The organism is Methylobacterium sp. P1-11 (assembly GCF_008329595.1).
Classification (GTDB): domain Bacteria; phylum Pseudomonadota; class Alphaproteobacteria; order Rhizobiales; family Beijerinckiaceae; genus Methylobacterium.
On the sequence record NZ_NPKS01000014.1, the window covers coordinates 58,390 to 82,182 of the forward strand.

At 72.5% G+C, this 23,793-nt stretch carries 22 protein-coding genes and 1 pseudogene; 7 read left to right on the forward strand and 16 right to left on the reverse strand.

The features are described 5' to 3' along the window. The first annotated feature begins 11 nt into the window (after positions 1-11). Positions 12-896 carry an alpha/beta hydrolase gene (locus CIW48_RS15755; protein ID WP_149311621.1) on the forward strand — a complete coding sequence of 295 codons (885 nt, stop codon included), beginning with the start codon at positions 12-14 and terminating at the stop codon, positions 894-896. Positions 897-1,134: 238 nt separating this feature from the next. Then, positions 1,135-2,481: a UbiH/UbiF family hydroxylase gene (locus CIW48_RS15760; RefSeq protein ID WP_246695260.1), complete on the forward strand. Its 1,347-nt coding sequence runs from the start codon at positions 1,135-1,137 to the stop codon at positions 2,479-2,481. A 158-nt stretch (positions 2,482-2,639) separates the two neighbouring features. Here CIW48_RS15760 and CIW48_RS15765 read toward each other — a convergent pair whose 3' ends face one another. Both CIW48_RS15765 and CIW48_RS15770 read right to left on the reverse strand, forming a co-directional pair. Then, positions 2,640-2,984 carry a hypothetical protein gene (locus tag CIW48_RS15765; protein ID WP_091776444.1) on the reverse strand — a complete coding sequence of 115 codons (345 nt, stop codon included), beginning with the start codon at positions 2,982-2,984 and terminating at the stop codon, positions 2,640-2,642. A gap of 161 nt (positions 2,985-3,145) precedes the next feature. Continuing rightward, the gene (locus CIW48_RS15770) at positions 3,146-4,432 is read right to left on the reverse strand and encodes an acyl-CoA synthetase (RefSeq protein WP_246695261.1); all 1,287 of its coding nucleotides are present in this window, start codon (positions 4,430-4,432) and stop codon (positions 3,146-3,148) included. 439 nt (positions 4,433-4,871) lie between these two features. Here CIW48_RS15770 and CIW48_RS15775 point away from each other — a divergent pair, with 439 nt between their 5' ends. Next, a complete protein-coding gene (locus CIW48_RS15775; protein WP_149311622.1) occupies positions 4,872-5,648 on the forward strand; it encodes an invasion associated locus B family protein in 777 nt (258 codons plus the stop codon). Between the two features lie 116 nt (positions 5,649-5,764). Here the strand turns inward: CIW48_RS15775 and CIW48_RS15780 are convergent, their stop codons facing one another. From CIW48_RS15780 to CIW48_RS15795, 4 genes are all read right to left on the reverse strand, one after another. Then, positions 5,765-6,250, reverse strand: a complete 486-nt coding sequence (locus CIW48_RS15780; protein WP_149311623.1) for a DUF4424 family protein — start codon at positions 6,248-6,250, stop codon at positions 5,765-5,767. An 83-nt stretch (positions 6,251-6,333) separates the two neighbouring features. Next, entirely contained in the window at positions 6,334-6,672 is a 339-nt protein-coding gene (hspQ, locus tag CIW48_RS15785; RefSeq protein ID WP_091776447.1) for a heat shock protein HspQ, read from the reverse strand. Between the two features lie 47 nt (positions 6,673-6,719). Then, complete coding sequence (locus CIW48_RS15790) at positions 6,720-7,118, reverse strand: nuclear transport factor 2 family protein (protein ID WP_149311624.1); 399 nt, start codon at positions 7,116-7,118, stop codon at positions 6,720-6,722. 10 nt (positions 7,119-7,128) lie between these two features. Beyond that, on the reverse strand, positions 7,129-7,851 hold the full coding sequence (locus CIW48_RS15795; protein ID WP_149311625.1) for a DJ-1/PfpI family protein: 723 nt from the start codon (positions 7,849-7,851) through the stop codon (positions 7,129-7,131). A 53-nt stretch (positions 7,852-7,904) separates the two neighbouring features. On the opposite strand from CIW48_RS15795, the gene CIW48_RS15800 reads away from it, so the two are divergent. After that, the gene (locus CIW48_RS15800) at positions 7,905-8,888 is read left to right on the forward strand and encodes a helix-turn-helix domain-containing protein (protein WP_149311626.1); all 984 of its coding nucleotides are present in this window, start codon (positions 7,905-7,907) and stop codon (positions 8,886-8,888) included. Between the two features lie 25 nt (positions 8,889-8,913). On the opposite strand, the pseudogene CIW48_RS33980 reads toward CIW48_RS15800, so the two are convergent. The 7 genes and pseudogenes from CIW48_RS33980 to CIW48_RS15845 all read right to left on the reverse strand — a co-directional run. Beyond that, positions 8,914-9,156: pseudogene (locus tag CIW48_RS33980) on the reverse strand (endonuclease domain-containing protein); the annotation flags it as partial. Between the two features lie 368 nt (positions 9,157-9,524). Then, a complete protein-coding gene (locus CIW48_RS15815) occupies positions 9,525-10,574 on the reverse strand; it encodes a CoA ester lyase (protein ID WP_149311628.1) in 1,050 nt (349 codons plus the stop codon). A gap of 141 nt (positions 10,575-10,715) precedes the next feature. Then, positions 10,716-12,065: a tlde1 domain-containing protein gene (locus tag CIW48_RS15820; RefSeq protein WP_149311629.1), complete on the reverse strand. Its 1,350-nt coding sequence runs from the start codon at positions 12,063-12,065 to the stop codon at positions 10,716-10,718. Positions 12,066-12,252: 187 nt separating this feature from the next. Beyond that, the gene (locus tag CIW48_RS15825; protein ID WP_149311630.1) at positions 12,253-13,593 is read right to left on the reverse strand and encodes an MFS transporter; all 1,341 of its coding nucleotides are present in this window, start codon (positions 13,591-13,593) and stop codon (positions 12,253-12,255) included. Between the two features lie 214 nt (positions 13,594-13,807). Continuing rightward, on the reverse strand, positions 13,808-17,404 hold the full coding sequence (gene mfd / locus CIW48_RS15830; RefSeq protein ID WP_149311631.1) for a transcription-repair coupling factor: 3,597 nt from the start codon (positions 17,402-17,404) through the stop codon (positions 13,808-13,810). A 353-nt stretch (positions 17,405-17,757) separates the two neighbouring features. Continuing rightward, entirely contained in the window at positions 17,758-17,988 is a 231-nt protein-coding gene (locus CIW48_RS15840) for a hypothetical protein (RefSeq protein ID WP_012318629.1), read from the reverse strand. A gap of 25 nt (positions 17,989-18,013) precedes the next feature. Continuing rightward, on the reverse strand, positions 18,014-18,310 hold the full coding sequence (locus CIW48_RS15845) for a succinate dehydrogenase assembly factor 2 (protein WP_149311633.1): 297 nt from the start codon (positions 18,308-18,310) through the stop codon (positions 18,014-18,016). A gap of 191 nt (positions 18,311-18,501) precedes the next feature. On the opposite strand from CIW48_RS15845, the gene CIW48_RS15850 reads away from it, so the two are divergent. The 3 genes from CIW48_RS15850 to CIW48_RS15860 all read left to right on the forward strand — a co-directional run bounded on the left by CIW48_RS15850 (position 18,502) and on the right by CIW48_RS15860 (position 20,415). After that, the gene (locus CIW48_RS15850; RefSeq protein WP_149311634.1) at positions 18,502-19,479 is read left to right on the forward strand and encodes a quinone oxidoreductase; all 978 of its coding nucleotides are present in this window, start codon (positions 18,502-18,504) and stop codon (positions 19,477-19,479) included. A gap of 9 nt (positions 19,480-19,488) precedes the next feature. Next, positions 19,489-20,115 (forward strand): bifunctional nicotinamidase/pyrazinamidase, encoded by a 627-nt coding sequence (gene pncA, locus CIW48_RS15855; RefSeq protein ID WP_149311635.1) that lies wholly within the window; start codon positions 19,489-19,491, stop codon positions 20,113-20,115. A gap of 99 nt (positions 20,116-20,214) precedes the next feature. Then, on the forward strand, positions 20,215-20,415 hold the full coding sequence (locus CIW48_RS15860; protein WP_091776472.1) for a hypothetical protein: 201 nt from the start codon (positions 20,215-20,217) through the stop codon (positions 20,413-20,415). A gap of 36 nt (positions 20,416-20,451) precedes the next feature. Here the strand turns inward: CIW48_RS15860 and CIW48_RS15865 are convergent, their stop codons facing one another. The 3 genes from CIW48_RS15865 to rimO form a co-directional block, all read right to left on the reverse strand. Next, positions 20,452-20,682: a hypothetical protein gene (locus CIW48_RS15865; protein ID WP_149311636.1), complete on the reverse strand. Its 231-nt coding sequence runs from the start codon at positions 20,680-20,682 to the stop codon at positions 20,452-20,454. Between the two features lie 222 nt (positions 20,683-20,904). Further along, positions 20,905-21,987 carry a DNA polymerase IV gene (dinB, locus tag CIW48_RS15870; RefSeq protein WP_149311637.1) on the reverse strand — a complete coding sequence of 361 codons (1,083 nt, stop codon included), beginning with the start codon at positions 21,985-21,987 and terminating at the stop codon, positions 20,905-20,907. A gap of 223 nt (positions 21,988-22,210) precedes the next feature. Further along, positions 22,211-23,557 (reverse strand): 30S ribosomal protein S12 methylthiotransferase RimO, encoded by a 1,347-nt coding sequence (gene rimO / locus CIW48_RS15875; protein WP_149311638.1) that lies wholly within the window; start codon positions 23,555-23,557, stop codon positions 22,211-22,213. Between the last annotated feature and the right edge of the window lie 236 nt (positions 23,558-23,793).

A 23,793-nucleotide genomic window follows, 5' to 3' on the forward strand; every position in this document is an offset into this window, starting at 1 on the left:
AGATCGATCCCATGGCCCGCGACCTCCTGCCGGGTTTCGACCGGCACCGGATCGAGACCGCACCCGGCGTGACGATCAACGCCCGCTCGGCCGGATCCGGGCCGCCGTTGCTGCTGCTGCACGGCCATCCGCAGACCCTGTCGACGTGGCTCCACGTCGCGCCGCGCCTCGCGGAGCACCGCACGGTGGTGGCGATGGATCTGCGCGGCTACGGCGATTCGGCCAAGCCGCCGGGGGGCGAGCGCCACGCCGCCTATGCCAAGCGCGCCATGGCGGCGGACGCGGTGGCGGTGATGCGGACGCTCGGTCACGAACGCTTCGCTGTCGTCGGCCATGACAGGGGCGGGCGCGTCGCCCATCGCCTCGCCCTCGACCACCGCCAAGCGGTCGAGCGGATCGCGGTGTTCGATATCGCGCCCACCGCGACCATGTACGCGCGCACCGACAAGGATTTCGCCACCCGCTATTTCTGGTGGTTCTTCTTCATCCAGCCACATCCCCTGCCGGAGACGCTGATCGGGGCCGATCCGGAATACTTTCTGCGCCACCATGTCGAGGGCCAATCCAAGACCCCCGGCTCGACCCCGCCGGACCTCTTCGCCGAGTATCTGCGCTGCTATGCCGACCCGGCCTGCCGCCACGCGATCTGCGAGGATTACCGGGCGGCGGCCGGGATCGACCTCGAGCACGACGCCGCCGATTCGGAGGCCCGGATCACGGCGCCGCTGCTGGCGCTCTGGGGAGCGAAGGGCGTGGTCGGCCAGACCTACGACGTGCTGGAGACGTGGCGTGAGAAGGCGGTCGATGTCTCGGGCCGGGCCCTTGATTGCGGCCACACCCTCCAGGAGGAGCGGCCGGACGCGGTTTTCTCGGAGCTGGCGGCGTTCCTGCGCTGAGGCAGCCGCCGGCCCGGAACAGGTCGACCGCGAGATGGGCCGTCATGGTCTCGCCCGGGGCTGCCGCGCCGACGGAACCTGGCCCCGCACAGCACTCGGCGAAGAGCCACTCGCTCAGGGAACAGTTCGGCGGCGATCGACTGTAGCAGGTGCGCCGCCGAGCTGCGGCGCTGTGGCCTTCGCGGATCGGGCTTGGCAGAGATACCCGAAAGCTCAGATACGGGCACGGGCCGCGCGGATGCCGGACCGCGAGCCCGGCCTGTTCGAGGGCCGCGGCGATGCGGGTCGGCGGCCCGACGAGCGGATGGAGAGCGTGCGGGGCAGCATGTCCGAAGGAGCCAAGTTCGAGGGAACCGGGGCCGCAGGGCCCGAGGCCGGAGCGGCCGGCACACCCTTCGCGGTCGCCGTCGTCGGGGCCGGGGCGGCGGGGCTCGCCGCCGCGCTGGCGGTCGCGCGCGAAGGAATCCCCACGGCGCTGGTCGGCCGCCACGCCCCGGTGGCGGACGGGCGGACCGTGGCGCTTCTCGACGGGTCGGTGCGCTTCCTGGGGGCGCTCGGCGCCTGGGCCGCGGTGGCGCCGCAGGCGAGCCCGCTCTGCGAGCTCCAGATCGTCGACGACACCGGCAGCCTGTTCCGGCCGCCGCCGGCGCGCTTCCGCGCCGCCGAGATCGGCCTCGACGCCTTCGGCTGGAATGTCGAGAGCGCCCGCCTGGTCGAGAGCCTGCGCGCCTGCGCCCGGGCGCAGGACAACCTCACCCTGGTCGAGGCGGATGCCGCCAGGGCCGTGCCCGGTGAGACGGCCGCGTGCATCGCGCTGGCAGATGGGGGCGCGGTCGAGGCCCGGTTGGTGGTGGGGGCCGACGGGGCGCACTCGCCGCTGCGGGCCGCCAGCGGCGTCCGCGTGCGCAGCTGGGCCTATCCACAGAGCGCGATCACCACGATCCTCGCCCATGAGCGCCCGCATCGCGACGTCTCCACCGAGTTCCACACCCGGTCCGGACCCTTCACCCTGGTGCCGCTCCCGGGCGGCCACCGATCCAGTCTGGTCTGGGTGACCGGGGAGGGGGCGGCCCGGCGGCTCGCCGCCCTCGACGACGCGGCGCTGGCGCAGGCCGTGGAGCGGCAAGCCCGGGCGATGCTCGGCGCCATGCGGGTCGACGGCCCCCGGGGCCTTGTGCCGATGCGCGGCCTCGCAGTGGCGACCCCCGTGGCACCGCGGCTGGCGCTGATCGGGGAGGCGGCCCATGTCTTCCCTCCGATCGGCGCGCAGGGGCTCAATCTCGGCCTGCGCGACGCCGCGACCCTGCGCGACGCGGTGCTGGCCGCCACCCGCGACCGCCGCGATCCCGGATCACGCCCGGTGCTCGACGGCTACGCGCGGTCGCGCCGCATCGACACGGCGGCGCGCACCGCCGCGGTGGATCTCCTCAACCGCAGCCTGCTCACCGACCTGCTGCCCGTGGATGCATTGCGCGGCTTCGGGCTTCTCGCGATGACGCAGCTCGGGCCGCTGCGGCGCCTGGTGATGCGGGAGGGCGTGCTGCCCCGAATCGGCGCGCCGGGATTGATGCGCGCGGCGCGCTAGCGGACTCCGCCCGCAGGGTCGCCGTCCTTGTGAGTGGAGAGAAGCAATCCAGGCGGCGCTACGATGCCGGATGTCGCTGTGCCCGTCATTCCTTCGTTCGCGCGCAGAACCGAAGCGCCGTCACGGCGGACGCTCTGCCGAGAACCGAAAGGAGAACGTCAGAGGTCCGGCTGGGCGGCCACGTAGGCGCCGAGGCGGGTCGCGAGATCAACCGGGCCGCCGGCTCGGGCCTCGCTCGAATCACCGATGAGAATCACCGGGATGCCGCGGTCGCGCAGATGACCGCGCAGGCGGGCGGCGCGGCGAGCATAGGCGGGATCGCGGCGGGTGGGCGCCTGCAGCAGCACGGCAGCCGGGCGGGCGATCACGGCAAGGACGTCGTCCGCCGCCTCCATCGAGGCGGTTACGCTCGCATATCCGAGGCTGGCCAGCTCGCCCGAAAGGGACCGGTCCACGGCGCGGACGCCGTCGTCGACCACGAGCACTTGTTGCAGCGCACCCATAAGCTTGAGCGGTACTCCATCCGGGCCGGCTTGGAAAGATAGCCGTCACGACAATCCGATGCAGAACCCGCGAACAGGCGGATCGGATCCGTCGGCCCGTGTGCAGATGCGAGATTATCTGCGCAGCCTGAGCGCCGGATGAACCGGCGGCCGGCCGCCGTTCAGGCTTCCGCAATGGACACGGCCGTTCCACCCGACAGGAGCGGCCTGTAGCCCGTGCTCCGCCACGCCAGTGGATCCGTCCGAGGGGTCTCGCCGCGGGGGAGCGCGGTCGCCGCGCAGGCAAGCCCGCGACAGGCGAGGTCGCCGTCCACCCCGCGCGCAAGGTCCAGAAGCTCGCGGGGCAGGAGGGCCTGCTCCGGATCGGCCAGGGTCGCGGCGACGTCGTCCAGACCGGGGCGCGTCAGCACCGCCGCCTCGCCCAGCACCAGGGAATCCAGGCGCTGCGGCCCCGCGAGCCCGATGGTCCGCAGGGTCAGCCGCGCGGGCGCGCGGTGGACCACGTCGAGGACGCGGACAGTCCAGGGCAGCGGCAGGGTGGCGAGGGCCGATTCGAACAGGGCCGGAACCACGAGCCGGGTCGGCACCGGCCGCAGCAGGGCGGCACGGAACCCGGCCTCGTCGAAGGGCAGCACGCTCTCCAGGCCGGCGCCGGCCGCCAGGACGGCGCCGAGGCCGGTCACGAGGCCGCGCAGGTCGTGGCCGGGCAGGAGCGTCAGGACCCGCTCGTCCGCAGTCAGGGGCAGCGCGTCGAGATGGGCGGCGACCGCCGCCGCGAACGCCGCGGCGGTGCGGTAGACCGGCCGACCGGGGTCACCGCCCGCGAAGGTGACGAGCCCGCGGCTCGCCGCCGGCTCGACCACGCCCCGCTCCAGGGCCATGGCATCGAGGCTGATCACGCCGTCCGGCACGCTCGGACCGAAAGCCGCAAGGTAGCGCAGGCCGAAATGGCGCATGGCCGCGCGGGTGAGGTCCTCCGCGGGCCGGCGCGCGCCGCGGCGGCCCTCCGTCAGCACGGCCACGAGGCCTGCCGCCTCGATCCCGGCGGAGAGTTGCGCGCAGTCCCAGAGGGCAGGCATCGCACAGGGCAGATGGCCCGCCGCCTCGACGGCGAGGTGGGCGAGGGCCGATTCGGCGCCTCCGGAGAACCACAGGCCGATCCGGCTGCCGGCCGGAAGCCGCCATGCACCGATTCCGCGGGCGAGCCGCCCGACGATCTCGGCGGCGGCCGCGTAGGTCCAGGTGATGGACGGGCGCCCGCACCATGCGACGCGGTCGCCCGAATCACGCAGGATCGTGCGCTGCGGGCCCGCAAGCGCCGCCGCGAACAGGCCGGTCGCGAGACCGTCGGACAAGCCGCCGAACAGGCTGCCGGACGGATTCCCGGATCGCGCGGGTGCGTCCGATGTGGCGTCGGCCGCCCACTCCGCCACCGCCAACGCGCTCACCCCGCCCCCGCCATCCTGCAGAACTCCCACCATGGTCGACCCGGCAGGGTTAACCGACCGCTAAGAGGGCCGCGGCCGGAGGGCGCCGACGGTGCGGTCCGATCACGCGCTCGTGCCTCGCGCCGGCACAACGTCGTGCTTGCGGCGGGGCGGATGGGAGCCTATCGGGGGCCGGGCGCGGCCAGGACGGTTCTGACAGCCTCCTCGGCCGCGGTGTCATGCCTTCGCCTCATTCGAGGGGAAAGGCAGGCCGCCCGGTCGCCGGGGTGAGGGATGCGCGCAGACGGGCGCCCGTCCCGCCCGATGGCCGGACCGATTCATCCGGAGTTCCGGGCGGCACGCCAACGCGGCGGGCATCCGGACGCTCCGGCGGACCTGCCGCCAGGCCGGATCCGCATCCTGCCAGCCACACCACGTCTCTTCCAAGGGGTCAGAGCCGATGTCCTTCACCCGCACCGCGACGCTCGCGCGCGCCGCCCTCCTCGGCCTCGCGGGCCTCGGCCTCGCGGCCGCGCCGGCCCTGGCGCAGCCGAAGAAGCCCGCCGCTCCCGCACCGGCCGCCCCGGCGCCGACCGCCCCGGGCACCCCGGCGGCCAACACCCCGGCCGCCCAGACCGGCCCGCAGATCGTCGCCGTCAAGTCCGAGCCAAGCCAGGCCGACTGGACCAAGGTCTGCGGCAAGGATCAGGGTTCGGGTACCGACATCTGCTACACGACCCGCGACTTCGTGTCCGACCAGGGCCAGCCGGTGCTGGCCGTGGCGGTCTACGAGATGAAGAACGCCGCCCAGAAGCAGGAGGTGCGCGTGGTGCGCTACCTGCTGCCGCTGGGCCTGCTGCTGCAGCCGGGCATCCGCTTCAGCGTCGACGGCCAGGCGGCGACCGCCGGCCGCTTCGCCGTCTGCTTCCCGAACGGCTGCTTCGCCGAGGCCGGCGGCGTCGATGCCGGCGTGATCGCCGCGATGAAGAAGGGCACGACCCTCAACGTCTCGGTTCAGAACCAGACCCAGCGCGAGGTCACCTTCGCGGTGCCGCTGGCCGGCTTCGGCAAGGCCTTCGACGGCCCGGCCATCGACCCGAAGGTGCTCGAGGAGCAGCAGAAGAAGCTCCAGGCCGAGTTGGAGAAGCGCTCCGAGGATATGCGCAAGAAGCTCGAGCAGCAGCAGGGCGCCGCTCCGGCCGCCGGTGCCGCGGCTCCCGCCCCGGCCGCCAAGTAAGCGCTTCGCACCCGCGTTCCTCCGGGATCGCCATCGACCCGCCGCGCGGCGGGTCCGTATCCGGGGCCGGGCCGCGAGGTCCGGCCCTTCGCGTTTGATCCGCCCGGCGGCGGGATCTACCGCTTCACCAAGGTTCCCGGATCCGGCTGGACGAACAGCACGCGCAGGTCTTGATCGGGAACGTAGTCCCGGGCCTCCCAGCGGAACGTGGTCGGCCCGGTCTTCCGGATGTCCGTGCGGCAGAAGCTCACGACCGCCTCCGGACTGCCCCTGTCGACCGTGAGGGTGAAGCCGACGAAGCCCGGGCTGTCGGGCTGCGGCAGCGCGAGGGCCGAGAAGCTGAGTTCCCGCCCCTCGATCGGCAGCAGCGGGAAGGCGATCCGGACCGTGCGCGGCTCCTCCACCTGATTGCGGAACAGGCACGTCACGCTGATCCGGTCGCTGGCGATCGACAGGTCCGCGCTCACCAGCACGATCCCAGGCTCGCGCCGCAGGACCAGGCCGCCGGCACCGCGTTCGGCAGCGCTGTCATTGGCGCGGGCCAGGCTCGTGAGCAAGCCGGCAGCCAGAAATGCGGCGGCGCAACGGGTCTTGGCGGCCATCGAGCGGGCTCGTCGAGCGGCACCAGCCGCCGCCTCGGCCTAGCGCACTGCGCTTGCCAGGCTCTTGATGAGTTCCGGACCGCTCAGTTCGTGGCGCGGTCGCGCATCCGGTAGGCGCCCGCGGCGTCGCGCTCGAACATCTCGGCGATGCCGGCGTGGCGCAGGGCCTCGCCCGACGTGTCGGGCAGAAGGTTCTGCTCCGACACGTAGGCGACGTATTCCGTCTCGGCGTTCTCGGCGAGCAGGTGATAGAATGGCTGATCCTTGCGCGGCCGGACCTCCTCGGGGATCGCCAGCCACCATTCCTCGGTGTTGTCGAACACCGGGTCGACGTCGAACACGACCCCTCGGAACGGGTAGATCCGGTGGCGCACCACGGCGCCGATCGCGAATTTCGCGGTTCTGAGTGTTACGTCCGACATGGTTCAACCCGTCCAGATCGGACAGATAGGTCTGATGACGGATCGTGTCACCCGGTCGCCGCGGAAGTCGGCGCTTCCGCGGTGCGTGCCAGGCGGTCCCGGACGGCGATCGCCTCCGGCAGCGGCCGCCACAGGACGGTCATCTCGGCGATGCGCCCGGCCGCGTCGAGGCGCCAGTAATCCATCCCGTCGAGCCGGTGGGGGCCGGCCGTCGCGCCGAAGAAGGCGGCGGCGTGCGCGGGGCCTTCCAGGATCTCGCGGATCTCGAAGGCGTCGACCGCCGCCAGCAGGGCGTCGACCACCGGCCGGATCGCCGCCTTCCCGCGCACGGGCTCGGCGGCGAGCGGGGTGTTGAGCACCACCCCCTCGGCCATCTGCGCCAGCATGGCGTCCCGGTCCTTCGCCGCCAGCGCGGCCGCGAAGGCGCGAACGTGGGTGAGATCCATGGGAAGTCTCCTACGGGATCCGGATACCGAGCTCGGTCGCGATCGCCCGGGCGGTCGCCTCGCGCCGGACCGTGATGTCGGCCGCCGCCGCCCGCGCCTGCGCCACGATGGCCGGGGAGGCCGTGCGCGGCGTGCCACTGTCGAACGGGGGCTCGGGGGCGTACTGCATGCCGAGCTGAATGGTCCGGCCGGCCTCCTCGCCGCGCAGCGCGGCGGCAAGTTGCAGCGCCCCGTCGATGCCCGCGGTGACGCCGGCCGCGAACACCCAGGTGCGGTCGTCTGCATCGCGGTCGATCACCACGCGTGCGTCCACCGGCTCGGCGCCGAAGAACGGGAGCAGGTGCACGGCGTTCCAGTACGTCGTAGCCCGCCGCCCCACCAGCAGGCCGGCCGCGCCGAGGATGAGGGCGCCGGTGCAGACCGAGAGGACGTGGCCGGCCCCGGCCACCTGGTCGCGGATCCAGCCGAGCACGGCCGCGTCCCGCATCAGGGCCTCCTGGCCCGTGCCGCCCGGGACGTGCAGCACGTCGAGCCGCGGGGCCTCCGCGAGCGTGGCATCCGGCAGTATCCGGAGGCCGCGGACGTCGCGGACGGGTTCCGGGCCCGGCGCGTAGACCCGGTAGGTGCTGTTGGGCACCCGGGACAGGACCTCGAACGGTCCGGTGAGGTCGATCTGGTCCAGCCCCTCGAACAGGAGCGAGCCGATCTGCAGGTGGGTGTCGGGCGGGATCATGCCGGGCCTCCATGGTGGACAGGGAGATCCTAGCGCGTCAGGATCTGGCCGAAATGCCAAAGAGCCCTCGTTTTTCGCCAGATCCGCCGCGACCGGTCGAGGTGCTGGCCTTCCCGTCGGTGCAGCTCCTCGACGTGGCCGGGCCGCTCCAGGTCTTCGCCACCGCCAACGAGCACGGCGGCGCCGGAACGCCCTACGCGCCGCGGGTGATCGCGGCCGGCGACCCGGGGCTCACCGCCTCGGCGGGCCTGCGGCTGGTGGCCGACCCGCTGCCGGATCCCGACGCGCCGGTGGACACGCTGGTGATCGCGGGCGGCCCCGGCGTCGTCGCGGCCTGCGACGACGCCGCCCTGGTGGCCTGGGTGCGGGCCCGGGCGGGCCGGGCTCGCCGGGTCGCCTCGGTCTGCACCGGAGCGTTCCTGCTCGGGGCGGCGGGGCTCCTCGACGGGCGGCGAGCCGTGACCCACTGGACGCAGTGCGGGGCGCTCGCCGCGCGCTACCGGCGCGCCCGGATCGAGCCTGACCCGATCTTCGTGCGCGACGGCCCGGTCTGGTCCTCAGCGGGGGTCACGGCGGGCATCGACCTGACCCTGGCGCTCGTCGAGGAGGACCTCGGCCGCGCGACCGCCCTTGCGGTGGCGCGCCACCTCGTGATGTTCCTCAAGCGCCCCGGCGGGCAGGCGCAGTTCAGCGCAGCGCTGGCCCTGCAGGCGGGCGAGGAGCGGTTCGGGCGGCTCCACGCCTTCATCGCGGAGAACCTGTCCGGCGACCTGTCGCTCCCGACGCTGGCCGCGGCGGCCGGGATGAGCGCGCGCAGCCTGAGCCGGCACTATCTGGAGGCGACCGGCCTGACCCCCGCGAAGGCCGTGGAGCGCCTGCGGGTCGAGGCCGCCCGGTGCGCGCTCGCCGAGACGGCGCAGCCGGTGAAGCGCGTCGCCCGGACCTGCGGCTTCGGGTCCGAGGAGACGATGCGGCGCAGCTTCCTGCGGCACGTCGCGGCGACGCCGCAGGAGTACCGGGCGCGGTTCGGCGGGTGAGGGGCCTAGACCGTGTCGCGCCGTCGCGATGGTCGTGGATGTCCGCGTTCGGGATGCGGAGCAGGGCGAAGCCGAGCGATTCGAGGATCTCGGTCCGCGCCGCATCCCGGGCGATCTCGCTGGCGGTCGCGTGGGTTGCCCCGTCGACTTCGACGATCAGCCTCGCCTCGAGGCAGGCGAAATCGACGACGAACCGGTCCGCCGGGTGCTGGCGGCTGAACTTCCAGCCGTTCAGGGCACGGTTTCGCAGAACGCGCCAGAACTTGGCCTCGGCCGACGTCTAGCTGCGGCGCAGCGTGCGGGCTCTCGGGATCGATCTGCTCACCGCTCAGTTCCGGCAGCGCGGTCGCGGATGATGCGGATGCCTCGCTTGCGCGGGGCTGCCCCGATGAAGCGCACGGGTTCAGCGACGACACCGGTCCAGACCGGCGCGACGCGACCCCTCTCCCGTGCGGGAGAGGGTGGGGGTGAGGGGCGAGAACGCTCAGGATCAAGCACGCGATCGACGCGCCGACAGGGCGCGCCTCTTCCGGACAGACCTGATCCCTCACCCTGTCCCTCTCCCGCACGGGAGAGGGGCCTCGCGATTCGTCCTGTCGCCGCAGGAGCGCACACGACGCCTGACCGGCAGCCCGCTCACCCCAGCTTGTAGACCGCCGCCAGCTCCGGATCCTTCGCGGCCACCAGCTTGGCGAGGTCCACGATGACCTTGGCCTGCTTCCAGGTGGCGTCGTCCTGCATCTTGCCGTCGAGCATCACGGCGCCGGTGCCGTCCGGCATGGCCTCGACGATCCGGGCCGCGAAGGCCACCTCGGCGGGGTCCGGCGCGAAGACCCGCTTGGCGATCGCCACCTGGCTCGGATGCAGCGTCCAGGCGCCGGCGCAGCCCATCAGGAAGGCGTTGCGGAACTGCGCCTCGCAGGCCTCGCCGTCGGAGAAATCGCCGAACGGGCCGTAGAATGCCTTGATGCCGTTGGCCATGCAGGCGTCGACCATCCTGGCGATGGTGTAGTGCCAGAGGTCCTGCTGGGCGCTCGCCCGGGGCGCGTCGCCCGCCGGGTCCGCGATCACCCGGTAATCCGGGTGGCCGCCGCCGACCCGGGTGGTCTTCATGCCGCGGGACGCCGCGAGATCCGCCGGCCCGAGGCTCATGCCGTGCATCCGCGGCGAGGCCGACGCGATGGCGTCGACGTTGGCGACGCCCTCGGCGGTCTCCAGGATCGCGTGGACCAGGATCGGCTTCGTGACGCCGTGGCGCGCCTCGAGCTGGGCGAGCAGCTGGTCAATGTAGTGGATGTCCCACGGCCCCTCGACCTTGGGCACCATCACGACGTCGAGCTTGTCCCCGACCTCGGCCACGATCGTGAACAGGTCGTCGAGAATCCAGGGCGAGTTGAGGGCGTTGATCCGGGTCCAGAGGCCTGTGCCGGTGGCGGCGAAGTCGGTGGCCTGGGCCATGGCGACGAAGCCCTTGCGGGCCGCCTCCTTCTGGTCGGCCGGGACTGCGTCCTCCAAGTTGCCCAGCACCACGTCGACCGTGCCGGCGAGCTCCGGCACCCGGGCGCGGACCTTGTCGTTGTGGGGCGGCACGAAGTGGATCATCCGCTCCAGCCGCACCGGCAGCTCGCGGAACGGAGCCGGCGCGCCGGTGGCGAGGGGCTGGAAGAAGCGGCGGGGCAGTTTCATCGGGTGCCTCTTGTCAGGGCTGGCGTCTGAGCCCCGTTAAGGCAGCTTGGGCGGGCGCGTAAAGCCGCGCCGCGCCAAAGTGATCTCGGACTTTAGTGATCTCGGACTTTCGGCCCCGCGCGCCGCCGGGGCCGCCGATCCTCAGCCCCGGCCGCCGCGGCGGCCGATCATGCCGATCCGGTTGAGGATGCCGCCGGCCTCGCTGCCGGCGACCACCACGAGGCGCCGGACCTCGCCCCGCAGGAAAGCCTGCAGGAAGCGATTGTAGTCGCGGAACGAGACGCAGCCGTTCGAGGCGCCGGGCTGCCGCAGCATGTAGGTGTGGGCCAGCAGACCGTCGCGGCCGTGGATCGCGGCGCTGCCGCCCACGGGGTTGAGGCGAATCGCCCGGACCCCGTGGAACAGGCGCTCACGCTCGGTCAGCGTGTAGGTGCCGGGCGGGGTCGAGCCGCGCATGCGCAGGTGGACGTAGCGCGGGTTGTCCATGGCCTCGCCGAGGCCGGAATGGGCCTCCAGCACCTCGCCGGAGGGCAGCGTCACCGTGCGGGCGCTGATGTCGTACACGGCCGTGCCGGCCACCGAATCGGGCTCCGGGCTGATCCGGGTGCGCGGCGCCTCCTGCGGCAGGGCGTCCGGGCTCGCATAGGCCAGCACCTGACGGGGCTCCTGGCGGTTATCCTGAGACGGCGCGGCGGCGCCGACCCCGAACAGCTTCTCGAAGAAGGACGGCTCCTCGGCCATCGCGGCGCGGAACACGTCGCGGGTCCGGGGCAGGGCGCGGCTCGCCACCCGCGCGGGCGGCGCCGCCGGCGTGCGCCGCAGCTCGGGCGGGCGCGCCACCGGCAGCGGCACGAGGGCGGGGGTCGGGGCGAGGGCGGCGGGGGTGGGCTCGGCCGCGGCCATTCGAACCGGCACCCCCGCGCCCCTCTCGCCGGCCTTCTCGGCGGCCTTGTCCGCCGATTTCTCCACGGCCCTGGCCTGGGCCATCCGGACCTGGGCGGCCCGCGCCTGCTCGGCCCGGGCGACCTGCCGGGCGATCTCCCGGACCGCCGGGGACGGCGCGGCGGCGGCGATCTGGAAGGTGGCAACCGGCAGGGACTCGCCCCCGAAGGCGGTGGCGGAGCCGGAGCCCAGCGTCGGACTCCGGTCGAGCATCCAGGCGAGGCTCGGCCGCGGCGCCGCCACGGCCTGCGGGACCGGGGCGGCGGTCGGCGCGGTCGCGGCGACGGTCTGCGCGTCGGTGCGGGCCGGCCCCTGCGGGTGGCTGAACACAGCCCAGCCGGCCAGGGTCATGCCGGTGAGGGAGATGAGCGCCGTCAGCCGGGCGCGGCGGCGGGCGCGCCGCATGGCGCTCGGGTAGGGCGCCCGGGTGCGGACGACCGGGTCGTAGGCGGTCTCGACGTAGGTGAGGCGCGGGGGCGCCGGTCGCACCGGATCCGCGCTCGCATAGGCGGACTGGAAAGCGGCTTGGGACAACGCAGCCTGGGCCATTCGGGAACTCGCGTACGCGCTTCCCCTAAGCAGCCGCCGCCATTCGCCCGCGAGAGCCGTTCTCGCGCACGTGGCCTGGGTCGCCCGTCTGGGGAGGACATCAACCGTCCGCCCCATTAAGCCGCGGTGTGGTTAATCCCCGCTAAAGAGACACTTTCCGCGCGCGTTCCCGTGTTGGGACACAGCTTCAGGTGGCCTGACCGGGCGCGTCCACAGGCGCCTCCATCGGCCCGTGGCGGCGCGCGACCAGCAGGCAGAGCAGGGCTACCGGCACGCCGATCAGGGAAGTGCCGACGAAGAACCATGCGAAGCCGGTCCGCTCGATCACGAAGCCCGAGAACCCGGCGAGCAGGCTGCCGGGCAGGGCGCAGAGCGAGGTGAGCAGGGCGTACTGGCTCGCTGCGTGGGCGGTGGCCGAGAGCCGCGACATGTAGGTGATCAGCACGATCGACGCGAAGGCGTAGGCGAAGCCGTCGATGCCCACGGTCAGCGCGAAGGTCCAGAACGCCGCCCCGCCATGGCCGCCGTGCCACGCGAGGTAGGCCAGCGCGAGGTGCGAGGCCGAGGCCGTCACGGTGCCGATGAGCAGGCTCGCCATCATGCCGATCCGCGGGATGATGGCGCTGGCCAGGAAGGTGCCGCCGAGCGCGATCCAGAAGCCGAACAGCTTGGTCACCGTGGCGATGTCGGTGTTGGAATAGCCGAGCGTCTTGAACAGCGGGATCGCCATGGCGTTCGAGACGTAGCCCGGCATCCGGAAGCCCGCGACCAGCGCCAGCACCGGCACGGCGAGCGGCCCGAGCCGCGCGAGGAGGTCGCGGATCGGCGCCCAGACGGTCTCGACGAAGCCGCCGGTCGCCGGAGTCTCGGGGGCAGGGGGCTCGGGCGCCAGCAGGGCCGCGACCGTGCCCGGCGCCATCAGCGCCGCCATGCACAGGTAAGCGGCGCGCCAGCCATAGGCGTCGGAGAGGTAGAGGGCGCCCGCACCCGCCGCGAGGTTGCCGATCCGGTAGCCAATCTCCGACCACGACGACATCAGCGCCTGCTGCTCGGGGGGCGCGGCGGTGATGCGCCAACCGTCGATGACCACGTCCTGGGTGGCGCCCGCGACCCCGAGCGCCAGGGAGAACGCCACCGTCCAGGCGAGCCAGTGGGCCGGGTCGCCGAAGGCGACGCCCGCGAGCGCCAGGGCGACGAGGATCTGCGTGGCGACGATCCAGCCGCGGCGGCGCCCGAGCCAGCGGCCGATGAGCGGCGCATCGTGGCGGTCGAGGAACGGCGCCCAAAGGAACTTGAGCTTGTACGCAATGGTGAGCTCGCTCATCAGCCCGATCGTGGCGAGCGGCACCTTCGCCTGGACCAGCCACGCCGACTGGGTCGCGTAGACGAGCAGGAACGGGATGCCCTGTGCGAAGCCGAGCCCGAGCACCGCGGCGATGCGCCGGTCGGTGAACAGGGGCGTGAGGAATGCGCCTGTCGCGGCCTTCACCGGCTCGGGCGCGCCGGTGACCTGCGCCGGGTTTGCCATCCACGCGTCTCCTGGGTTCCGCGGTCGGTGAGAGCAGAGAGGCGCTGTCGGCGCAACGATCAGGCGACCGTCCCAACCGCCCCCTCATCCTGAGGTGCCGGAGCGCAGCGGAGGCCTCGAAGGAGACCTCCGGAAGCCTGTGTGATCCCTGAAGCCCACCTTCGAGGCCCGCTTCGCGGTCACCTCAGGATGAGGAGGCCTGCCGAGAGGATCGTCACGCCGCCTTCTTCCCCCGCCCGGCGATCGTGACGAGGCTGCGCAGCACCTCGGTGGCAGTCTTGAGCCGGGCCGGAACCGTGTTCAGCTCGCGCACGAACACGACGCTCATGTCCGGCCGCACCTTCGCGAAAGACGCCTGCTCGGCCACGTAGGCCACCAGCCCCTGCGGGTTGGCGTAGGACCGGTCGCGGAAATGGACCACCACGCCCTTCGGCCCGGCCTCGACCTTCTCGACATTGGCCTTGAGGCAGAGGATCTTGATCGTGCCGATCTTGAGCAGCTGCTCCACCTCCGGCGGCAGCGGCCCGAACCGGTCGATCATCTCGGCGCCGAAACTCTCCATCTCGGCGTCGTCCTGGAGGGTGGCGAGGCGCCGGTAGAGCGCGAGCCGCACCCCGAGATCCTCGACGTAATCCTCCGGGATCGTGACCGGCGCGCCCAGCGCGATGGTCGGCGACCACGCCTCCTCGGGCACGTCCTCGATGCCGGCCTTGAGCGCCGTCACCGCGTCCTCCAGCATCTGTTGGTAGAGTTCGTAGCCGACCTCCTTGATGTGGCCCGACTGGGCGTCGCCCAGGAGATTGCCGGCGCCGCGGATGTCGAGGTCGTGGGAGGCGAGCTGGAAGCCCGCGCCCAGCGTGTCGAGGCTCTGGAGGACCTTGAGCCGCTGCTCGGCCTGGGCGGTGAGCTGGCGGTTCGCCGGGGTCGTGAACAGCGCGTAGGCCCGCGCCTTCGAGCGCCCGACCCGGCCGCGCAGCTGGTAGAGCTGGGCCAGCCCGAACATGTCGGCCCGGTGGACGATCAGCGTGTTGGCGGTGGGGATGTCGAGGCCCGATTCCACGATCGTGGTCGAGAGCAGGACGTCGAACTTGCCCTCGTAGAAGGCGGTCATCACGTCCTCGAGCTGGCCCGCCGCCATCTGACCGTGGGCCACCGCGACCTTGATCTCTGGCATCTCGGCGTCGAGGAATTTCTTGACCTCCGCCAGATCCTCGATGCGCGGGACGACGTAGAAGGCTTGTCCGCCGCGGTAGCGCTCCCGCAGCAGAGCCTCCCGGATGGTCAGCGGGTCGAACGGCGTCACGAAGGTGCGCACCACCAGCCGGTCGACCGGCGGCGTCGCGATGATCGAGAGCTCGCGCACGCCCGTCATGGCGAGCTGGAGCGTGCGCGGGATCGGGGTCGCCGACAGCGTCAGCACGTGGACATCCGCCTGGAGCGCCTTCAGCCGCTCCTTGTGGGCCACGCCGAAATGCTGCTCCTCGTCCACGATGATCAGGCCGAGATCCTTGAAGGCGATGTTCTTCGCCAAGAGCGCATGGGTGCCGACCACGATGTCGACCGTGCCGGCGGCAAGGCCGGCGCGGGTCTGCTTCATCTCGGCCGCGGAGGCGAAGCGGGAGAGCTGCGCGACCTGAACCGGCAGGCCCTTGAAGCGCTCGGCGAAGGTCCGGAAATGCTGGCGGGCCAGCAGCGTCGTGGGAACGATCACCGCCACCTGCTTGCCCGAGATCGCCGCCGCGAAGGCGGCGCGGAGCGCCACCTCGGTCTTGCCGAAGCCGACATCGCCGCAGACCAGCCGGTCCATGGGCCGGCCGGCATTGAGGTCGTCCAGCACCGCGTCGATGGCGTTGGCCTGGTCCTCGGTCTCCTCGAAGGGGAAGCGGGCGGCGAACTCCCCGTAGAGGCCCTCGGGCGCCTTCAGGGCCGGAGCCTTCCGGACGAAGCGCTGGGCCGCGACCTTGATCAGCTCGCCCGCCATCTCGAGGATGCGGCGCTTCATCTTGGCCTTGCGGGCCTGCCACGCGCCGCCGCCGAGCCGGTCCAGCGCGACCTCGGCATCCTCCGAGCCGTAGCGGGTCAGGAGCTCGATATTCTCCACCGGCAGCAGCAGCAGGCCGCCGGTATATTGCAGCTCCAGGCAGTCGTGCGGGGCGCCCGCGGCGTGGATCGTCTTCAGGCCGACGAATCGACCGATTCCGTGGTCGGCATGAACCACGATGTCGCCGGGCTGGAGCGCCTGCACCTCCAGGATCACGTCCTGGGGCCGCTTGGCCTTTCGCTTCTGGCGGACCAGCCGGTCGCCCAGGATGTCGCCCTCGGAGACGACGGCGAGCTCGCCCGCGGTGAAGCCCGCCTCCAGGCCCCAGACCGCCACCGCCGCGTCGGTGCCGCGCTTGAGCGCGTAGACGTCGGTGAGCCGGGTGATCGCCACGGGCTTCTTCAGGCCGTGGTCGGTGAGCACGCCGCAGAGGCGGTCCCGGGATCCGTCGGACCAGGCTCCCAGGATCACGTGATGCCCGGATCCCTGGAGGTCGCGGATATGCGCCACCGCGGCGTCGAACACGCTGGTATTCTCGTCGGCCCGCTCCGGCGCGAAGTTCCGTCCGGCTTTGGCGCCGCAATCGATCACCGCGCGCTCGGACGATTCGGGCTGCGCGAACGGCGTCAGCCGCGCCACCGTGGCGGCGGCGATCCGTTCCTTCAGCTCGTTCGGCATCAGGTAGAGGGCGCGCGGGGGCAGGGGCTTGTAGGGGGCGACGCCGGCCTGCGGCGTCTTCATCGCGCCCTCGCGCGCCTGGTAGTAGTCCTGGACGAGGCTGATCCGCTCGGCGGCGGCGTCCTCGACCTGCGGGTCGAAGACCAGCGGCACGCCGCCGAGATAGTCGAACAGCGTGTCGAGGTGGTCGTAGAACAGCGGCATCCAGTGCTCGAGGCCGGCGTAGCGCCGCCCCTCGCTCACCGTCTCGTAGAGCCGGTCGTCCCGGGTCGCCGCCCCGAAGCTCTGGATGTAGCCCTGGCGGAAGCGCCGGATCGTCTCGGTGGTGAGCTGGACCTCGCTCATCGGCATCAGGTCGAGGGAGCGGAGCTGCCCGGTGGTGCGCTGCGTCTCCGGGTCGAAAGCGCGGATCGATTCCAGCGTGTCGCCGAAGAAGTCGAGGCGGATCGGCGCCGGCAGGCCCGGGGGCGACATGTCGAGGATGCCGCCGCGGACCGCGTACTCGCCGGTGTCGCGCACCGTCCCGGTGCGCAGGAAGCCGTTGGCCTCCAGCCACGCGACCACGTCGTCCATCGCCACGACGTTGCCGATCGCCGCCGAGAACGCCTCCTTGGCGATGTGGGCGCGGGGCGGGACCCGCTGCACCAGAGCGTTGACGGTGGTGCAGAGGATGCGCGGGCGGTCCTCGGCGGAGCGGGTGCGGGCCAGACGGGCGAGCGCCGTCATCCGGGCGGCGGCGACCGCCGTGGTGGGCGAGACCCGGTCGTAGGGCTGGCAGTCCCAGGCCGGCAGGCTCATCACGTCCATCTCGGGCGCGACGAAGCTCAAGGCCGCCTGGAACGACGCCGAGCGCCCGGAATCGCGCGCCACGTGGACCAGCACGGCCGGCGCGTCGACGGTGGGCGCCAGGGCGCGAGCGAGGTCGGCGAGCGCCAGCGCGTCGAAGCCCTCCGGGGCGTTCGCCAGCACCGGGCTGTCGCCGCGCTTCAGGGCGTCGACAGCCCGGGCGAGCGCGGAGGATTTCGGCAGCGCGAAGCGCGCGACCGGCGGCTTGGCAGCGGGGGCGGGGGGCTTCGGCTGAGGCTTGGCCATCGGGTCTTTCGCGGGAAATCCCGCCGGGCGCGTCAGGGGTGGTGATCAGGTGGCGTTAGCCGATCGGGCCGCCGCGATAAAGCACGGCGCCGGCGGCCGGGTGGCGGGACAGAGCCTATATGGAAGCTCCGTCGCGGCAGGGAACGGCCCTGCGCCGATGTGCGGCCGATCGTCGGTCAGGGCGTCGGTCAGGGAGCGCGGGTCCCCTCCCCCTTGCGGGAGAGGGACAGGGTGAGGGGCGTGCCCAATCCGGAGATGGCGGATCCCTCACCCCAACCCTCTCCCGCACGGGAGAGGGGGCGTGTCGCGCCGCGTCGGAGGCCGGAGCGTGAGGATTTCCGGGCCCGCGCCCCTCACGCGTCCGGCCCGACGATCTCCGCCAGCGCCGCCTCGACCCGGCCGCGGAAGAAGTCCGCGTTGGGCATGTGCTCGGTCATCGCGGCGGCGCGGACCGTCGCCTGCCGCAGGATCTCTCCGCGGAGCGCCGGGTCGGAGCGCTCCATCATCTCCAGCATGATCCGCACCACCAGCTCGGTGGCGATCGACCGGGCGGGGTGATCGTAATTGGGCTTGGGCTCGTCCATCGCGGGCTCTCTCGACCGGTCGCTCTCAGGAATGGATCGGCGCGTCGTGCCGGTGGAACGCCCGCACCCGCCGCCAGACCGCCGTGTCGTAGTTCGAGGGCGTCTCGACCTCTCCGGTGAGCCACTTGAACAGGTCGCGGTCCGGCACCTCGATCAGCGCCTCGAACTGGTCGAGCTCCGCCTCCGACAGGTCGCCGATCGCGGCATCGGCGAAGCGGCCCATGATCAGGTCCATCTCGCGGATGCCCCGGTGCCAGGCGCGGTAGAGGAGGCGGCGGCGGCGCGGATCGAGGTCGGCGCTCGTGCGGGTGGTGCCGGACATGGCGGTCGGACCTCGGCTCGAACAGGGGCAGGGCCTAGATAGGCGCGCGGCGCCGGCGGATCCAGAATGGGGCTGTCGCCGGGCGAGTTACAACTGGAGCGCGAGAGAGCAAAAAGAAATTGCCTCCCGCGGGCGCTCCGTTATCTCGAAGGCCAACGCCCCCGGGTGGGGCGGCGAGCGGGAGTACGACGATGCCGAAGGCGATCCGGGTCTACGAGTACGGCGGCCCCGAGGTGATGCGCTTCGAGGACGTGCCCCTGGCCGAGCCCGGCCCCGGGCAGATCCGCGTCAAGCAGGCCGCCATCGGCGTCAACTTCATCGACATCTACTTCCGCACCGGCGCCTACAAGTCCCCGCACCTGCCCTACACCCCCGGCAAGGAGGGGGCCGGCACCGTCACGGCGGTGGGCGAGGGCGTCAGCCAGTTCAAGCCGGGCGACCGGGTCGCCTACGGCTCGGTGGCGGACGGCTGCTACGCCGAGGAGCCGGTGATCCCGGCCTCCGCGGCCGTGCCAATCCCCGACGGCGTCGACGAGAAGACCGCCGCCGCCATGATGCTCAAGGGCCTGACCGTCGAGTACCTGCTGCACCGGACCTACGCGGTGAAGCCCGGCGACACGATCCTGTGGCAGGCGGCCGCCGGCGGCGTCGGCCTGATCGCCTGCCAATGGGCCAAGCACCTCGGCGCCACCGTGATCGGCACCGCCGGCAGCCCCGAGAAGGCGGAGCTCGCCAGGAAGAACGGCTGCGACCACGTCATCCTCTACCGCGAGGAGGACGTGGCCAAGCGCGTGCGCGAGATCACCGGCGGCAAGGGCGTGCCGGTGGTCTATGACGGCGTCGGGCAGGCGACCCTGATGGGCTCGCTGGACAGCCTCGCGCCGCTCGGCCTGCTGGCGAGCTTCGGCTCGGCCTCCGGGGCGATCACCGGGCTCGACCTCGGGCTGCTCGCCCCGCGCGGCTCGCTCTACGTGACGCGCCCGACGCTCGCGACCTTCTCGTCGAACCGCGCCACCCTGGAGGAGGCGGCCGCCCGCCTGTTCAAGGTGGTCCGCGACGGCGCGGTGAAGATCGCCGTCAACGCCACCTACCCACTGGCCGAGGCGCAGCAGGTCCACCGCGACCTCGCGGGCCGGGAAACCACCGGCTCGATCGTGATGCTGCCGTAGGGACCGACCGTGACGCCCGGCAACGCCGATCTGCTCCTCGTCGTCGACGTGCAGGTCGATTTCCTGCCGGGCGGGGCGCTCCCCGTCCCGGGGGGCGACGCGGTGATCGGCCCGATCAACGCGCTCCAGCACCGGTTCCGGCACGTGGTGCTGATGCAGGACTGGCATCCGGCCGATCACGTCTCCTTCGCCGAGACCCATCCGGGGCGGGCCCCGTTCGAGACCGTGGCGCTGCCCTACGGGCCGCAGGTGCTGTGGCCGCGCCACTGCGTCCAGGGCAGCCGGGGGGCCGCCTTCGCGCCGGGCCTCGCCACCGACCGGGCGAGCCTGGTGGTGCGCAAGGGGCTCGATCCGCGGGTCGACAGCTACTCGGCCTTCCTGGAAGCCGACCGGGCTACCCGTACGGGGCTCGCGGGCGCGCTCCGGGAGCGCGGCATCGCCCGCGTCGCCGTGTGCGGCCTCGCCACCGATTTCTGCGTCGCCTGGAGCGCGCTCGACGCGCGCGACGCGGGCTTCGAGGTTCTCGTGGTGGAGGATGCGGTGCGCGGGATCGACGTGGACGGGTCGCTCGCGCGGGCCTGGGCGGAGATGGAGGCGGCGGGCATCCGCCGGATCGCGGCGGCGGAGATCGGCTGAGGGCGCGCGGGGGCCGGGAGGCGAACCGCCGCACGAGGCGCGGGAGACCGTCTCCGCCCCGGTGCGTTGGCCCGCCATCAGCATCCGACAGGAGCCTGCATGTCCTCCAAGCATCTGAAGACCGACACCCCGACCGACGCCGACCTCAAGGGCAATCCCGGCATCGGCACCTCGAAGGGCATGAGCGGCGCCGATCCTGCCGATCTGCAGGCGGATTCGACCTTCGAGGGTGACGTGGACAACGAGACGAAGCTCGACGGCGGCATCGACCCCGATCACCGGCCGCGCAAGAACGCGTGACGGGATGCCCGGGCCGGCAAGGCCCGGGCCGATTTCTCAGCGGCCGCGGGCCGGTGCCTTCGGCCGCTGCGGCGCGGGTACGGCAGCGGCAGGCCGGGCGGCTGGGCCGCCCGCCGGGATGGAGATCTGCGCCGGACTCGCGGTGTAACCCCGCAGCTGCGCGGCGTTGGCGGCGCCGAAGGCGGATGTGCCATCCGCGCGGGCGACATCCATTGGGGCCGTCAGCACGAGCGCGGCGGCCAGCGCCGGGGAGACGTGCTTCGTCATGGGCGGGGTCCTTCGGCGTGCGCGTATCCGGCCAACCCCGATCCGCGCTGAATCGCTCCGATCCGGGATGTGTCGAGCCGGCTCGACGTGCGGGACCGCACCGGCGAACCGCTCAGCATGGCCGGCACCAGCGCAGAGGCGCGTGTCTCTCGGTCTGGGTTGAACGCTTCGGCTGCTCACCCGCTCCGTCATCCCGTGCGCAGCGACGGCGGCGAGGCGGCCTCACAGCGCCAGCCCGAGCTGGAGCGGCGCCTCCGGCGCGTCCTGCGCGAAACCCGACAGCGACACCCCGATCAGCCGCGCGCTGCGCCGCAGGGGAAACAGGCCGGCGAGCAGGTCGAGGCCGACCCGCTCCAGATTAGCCCGGTCGGCGACGGGGACGGGCAGCGACCGCGCCCGGGTGACCTGGGCGAAGTCCGAGAACTTGAGCTTCAGGGTCACGGTCCGGGCGCGCATGCTCTTGGCGTCGGCCCCGGCCCAGACCTTGTCGAACAGCGGCGCCAGCCGGGCGGCCAGGACCTCGAAGGCGGCCGTGTCGTCCGAGAAGGTGGTCTCGGCGCCGATCGACTTGCGCACCCGGTGGGCGCGCACCGGCCGCGCGTCGATGCCCCGGGCGACCGCGTGGTAGTAGGCGCCCGCGGAGCCGAAGGTCTCGCGCAGGCGCTCCAGAGGCCAGGCGCGGAGATCCGCCCCTGTCTCGATCCCGAGCCGCTTCATCTTCGCCTCGGTGACCGGGCCGACCCCGTGGAACCGGCCGATCGGCAGCGCGGCCACGAAGTCCGGCCCCATGGCGGGGGTGATGACGAACAGGGCGTCGGGCTTCCTGTGGTCGGACGCCACCTTGGCGAGGAACTTGTTGTACGAGACCCCCGCCGAGGCGACGAGCCCGGTGCGCTCCAAGATCTCGGCCCGGATCGCCTTCGCCACGGCCGTGGCGGTCGGGAGACCCAGGAGGTTCTCGGTGACGTCGAGATAGGCCTCGTCGAGCGCCACCGGCTCGATGACGGCCGTGTGCCGGGCGAAGACCGCGCGGATCTCCTCCGAGACCGCCCGGTAGACCTCGAAGCGCGGCTTCACGAACAGCAGGTCCGGGCAGAGCCGGCGGGCGGTGGCCGACGGCATGGCCGAGCGGACGCCGAACTTCCGCGCCTCGTAGCTCGCCGCCGCCACGACCCCCCGCTCCCGCGAGCCGCCCACCGCCAGCGGCAGGCCGCGCAGGGACGGGTCGTCGCGCTGCTCCACGGAGGCGTAGAACGCGTCCATGTCGATGTGGATGATCTTGCGGAGCGCGACCTCCGGATCCATCGCCGCCTCGGAGGTCCGCCGTGGGTTCCTGCTCTGTTCTGAATGATCGCGGCGACCTAGCGGGGTCAAGCAGGGCCGGTCGCGCCTTCAACAGGGATATCCCGCCCGTGCCCTCATCCTGAGGTGCCCGCGTCAGCGGGCCTCGAAGGAGGCCTCCGCTGCGCTCCGGCGCCTCAGGATGAGGATGTAGGTTGGAGGCCCGTCAGGGTCAGCCGCAGCCCGTTCAGGCGACGCTGCCGTAAAGGTCGTAGGCCTCGGCCCGGTCGATCTTCACGGTGACGATGTCGCCGACCCGGACCGGGCGCCGGAAGGCGGCGTGGACGGTGCCGTCGATCTCCGGCGCGTCGGCCTTGGACCGGCCCCGCGCGACCCCGCCCTCGACGGCGTCGACGATCACGGGCAGCCGCTTGCCGACCTTGGCCCGCTGAAGCCGGAGCGCGATGCCGTTCTGGGTCTCCATGAACCGGCGCTTGCGCTCGGCCTTGACCGCCGGCGGCACGAGGTCGCCGAGCGCGTTGGCGGTGGCCCCCGCCACCGGCTCGTACTCGAAGCAGCCGACGCGATCGAGCTTGGCCTCCTGCAGCCAGGCCAGCAATTCCTCGAACTCGGCCTCGGTCTCGCCGGGGAAGCCGACGATGAAGGTCGAGCGGATCGCGAGGTCCGGGCAGGTCTGCCGCCAGCTGCGGATCCGGTCGAGCTGCCGCTCTTGATTGCCGGGGCGGCGCATGCGCTTGAGCACCGACGGGCTCGCGTGCTGGAGCGGCATGTCGAGATAGGGGAGCACCTTGCCCTCGGCCATCAGCGGGATGACCTCGTCCACGTGCGGGTAGGGGTAGACGTAGTGCAGCCGGACCCAGGCGCCGAGCGCGCCGAGCTCCCGGGTCAGGTCGTAGAACTTCGCCCGGACCTGCCGGTCCTGCCACGGGCTCTCGGCGTAGCGGATATCGACGCCGTAGGCGCTGGTGTCCTGGCTGACCACCAGCAGCTCCTTCACGCCGGCTTTGACCAGCTTCTCGGCCTCGCGCAGCACGTCGGCGGCCGGGCGGCTGACGAGATTCCCGCGCAGGGACGGGATGATGCAGAAGCTGCAGCGGTTGCTGCACCCTTCCGAGATCTTCAGGTAGGCGTAGTGGCGCGGGGTGAGCTTGATACCCTGCGGCGGCACGAGGTCGAGGAACGGGTCGTGGGCCGGCGGCACCGCCTCGTGGACGGCCGCCACGACCGACTCGTAGGCCTGGGGCCCGGTCACCGCCAGGAGGTCCGGGTACTTCTCGCGGATCTCCTCCGGCTGCGCGCCCATGCAGCCGGTGACGATGACGCGGCCGTTCTCCGCCATGGCCTCGCCGATCGCCGAGAGCGACTCCGCCTTGGCCGAATCGAGGAAGCCGCAGGTGTTGACGATCACCACGTCGGCGCCGTCGTGCCGGCGGGCCAGCTCGTAGCCCTCGGCGCGGAGATGGGTCAGGATCCGCTCGGAATCGACCAGCGCCTTCGGGCAGCCCAGCGAGACGAACGAGATTTTCGGGGCGGCGCCGGGAGCGGGGCCGCGGGGGGCGGGCGTGGCGGTCATGGCATTCGGGTCGGACAGTCCGGCAGGGCAACCGGTGATCGGCCGCCCGGAGCGCAAGACCAAGAATTCGGGGTCGGGCTCCTATACAGGCTCCCGCGCCTTCGCGCGAGGCCGGCCGCCGCAGGGGTGACCGGCCCTGAGCGCGAGACTGCCGCCGTCAGCTGATCCTGTCGTTATGGCAAAGCTTTACGACAGGCTCCTCAGACCCCACATCAGGCCTGGACGGCGCTGCCCTG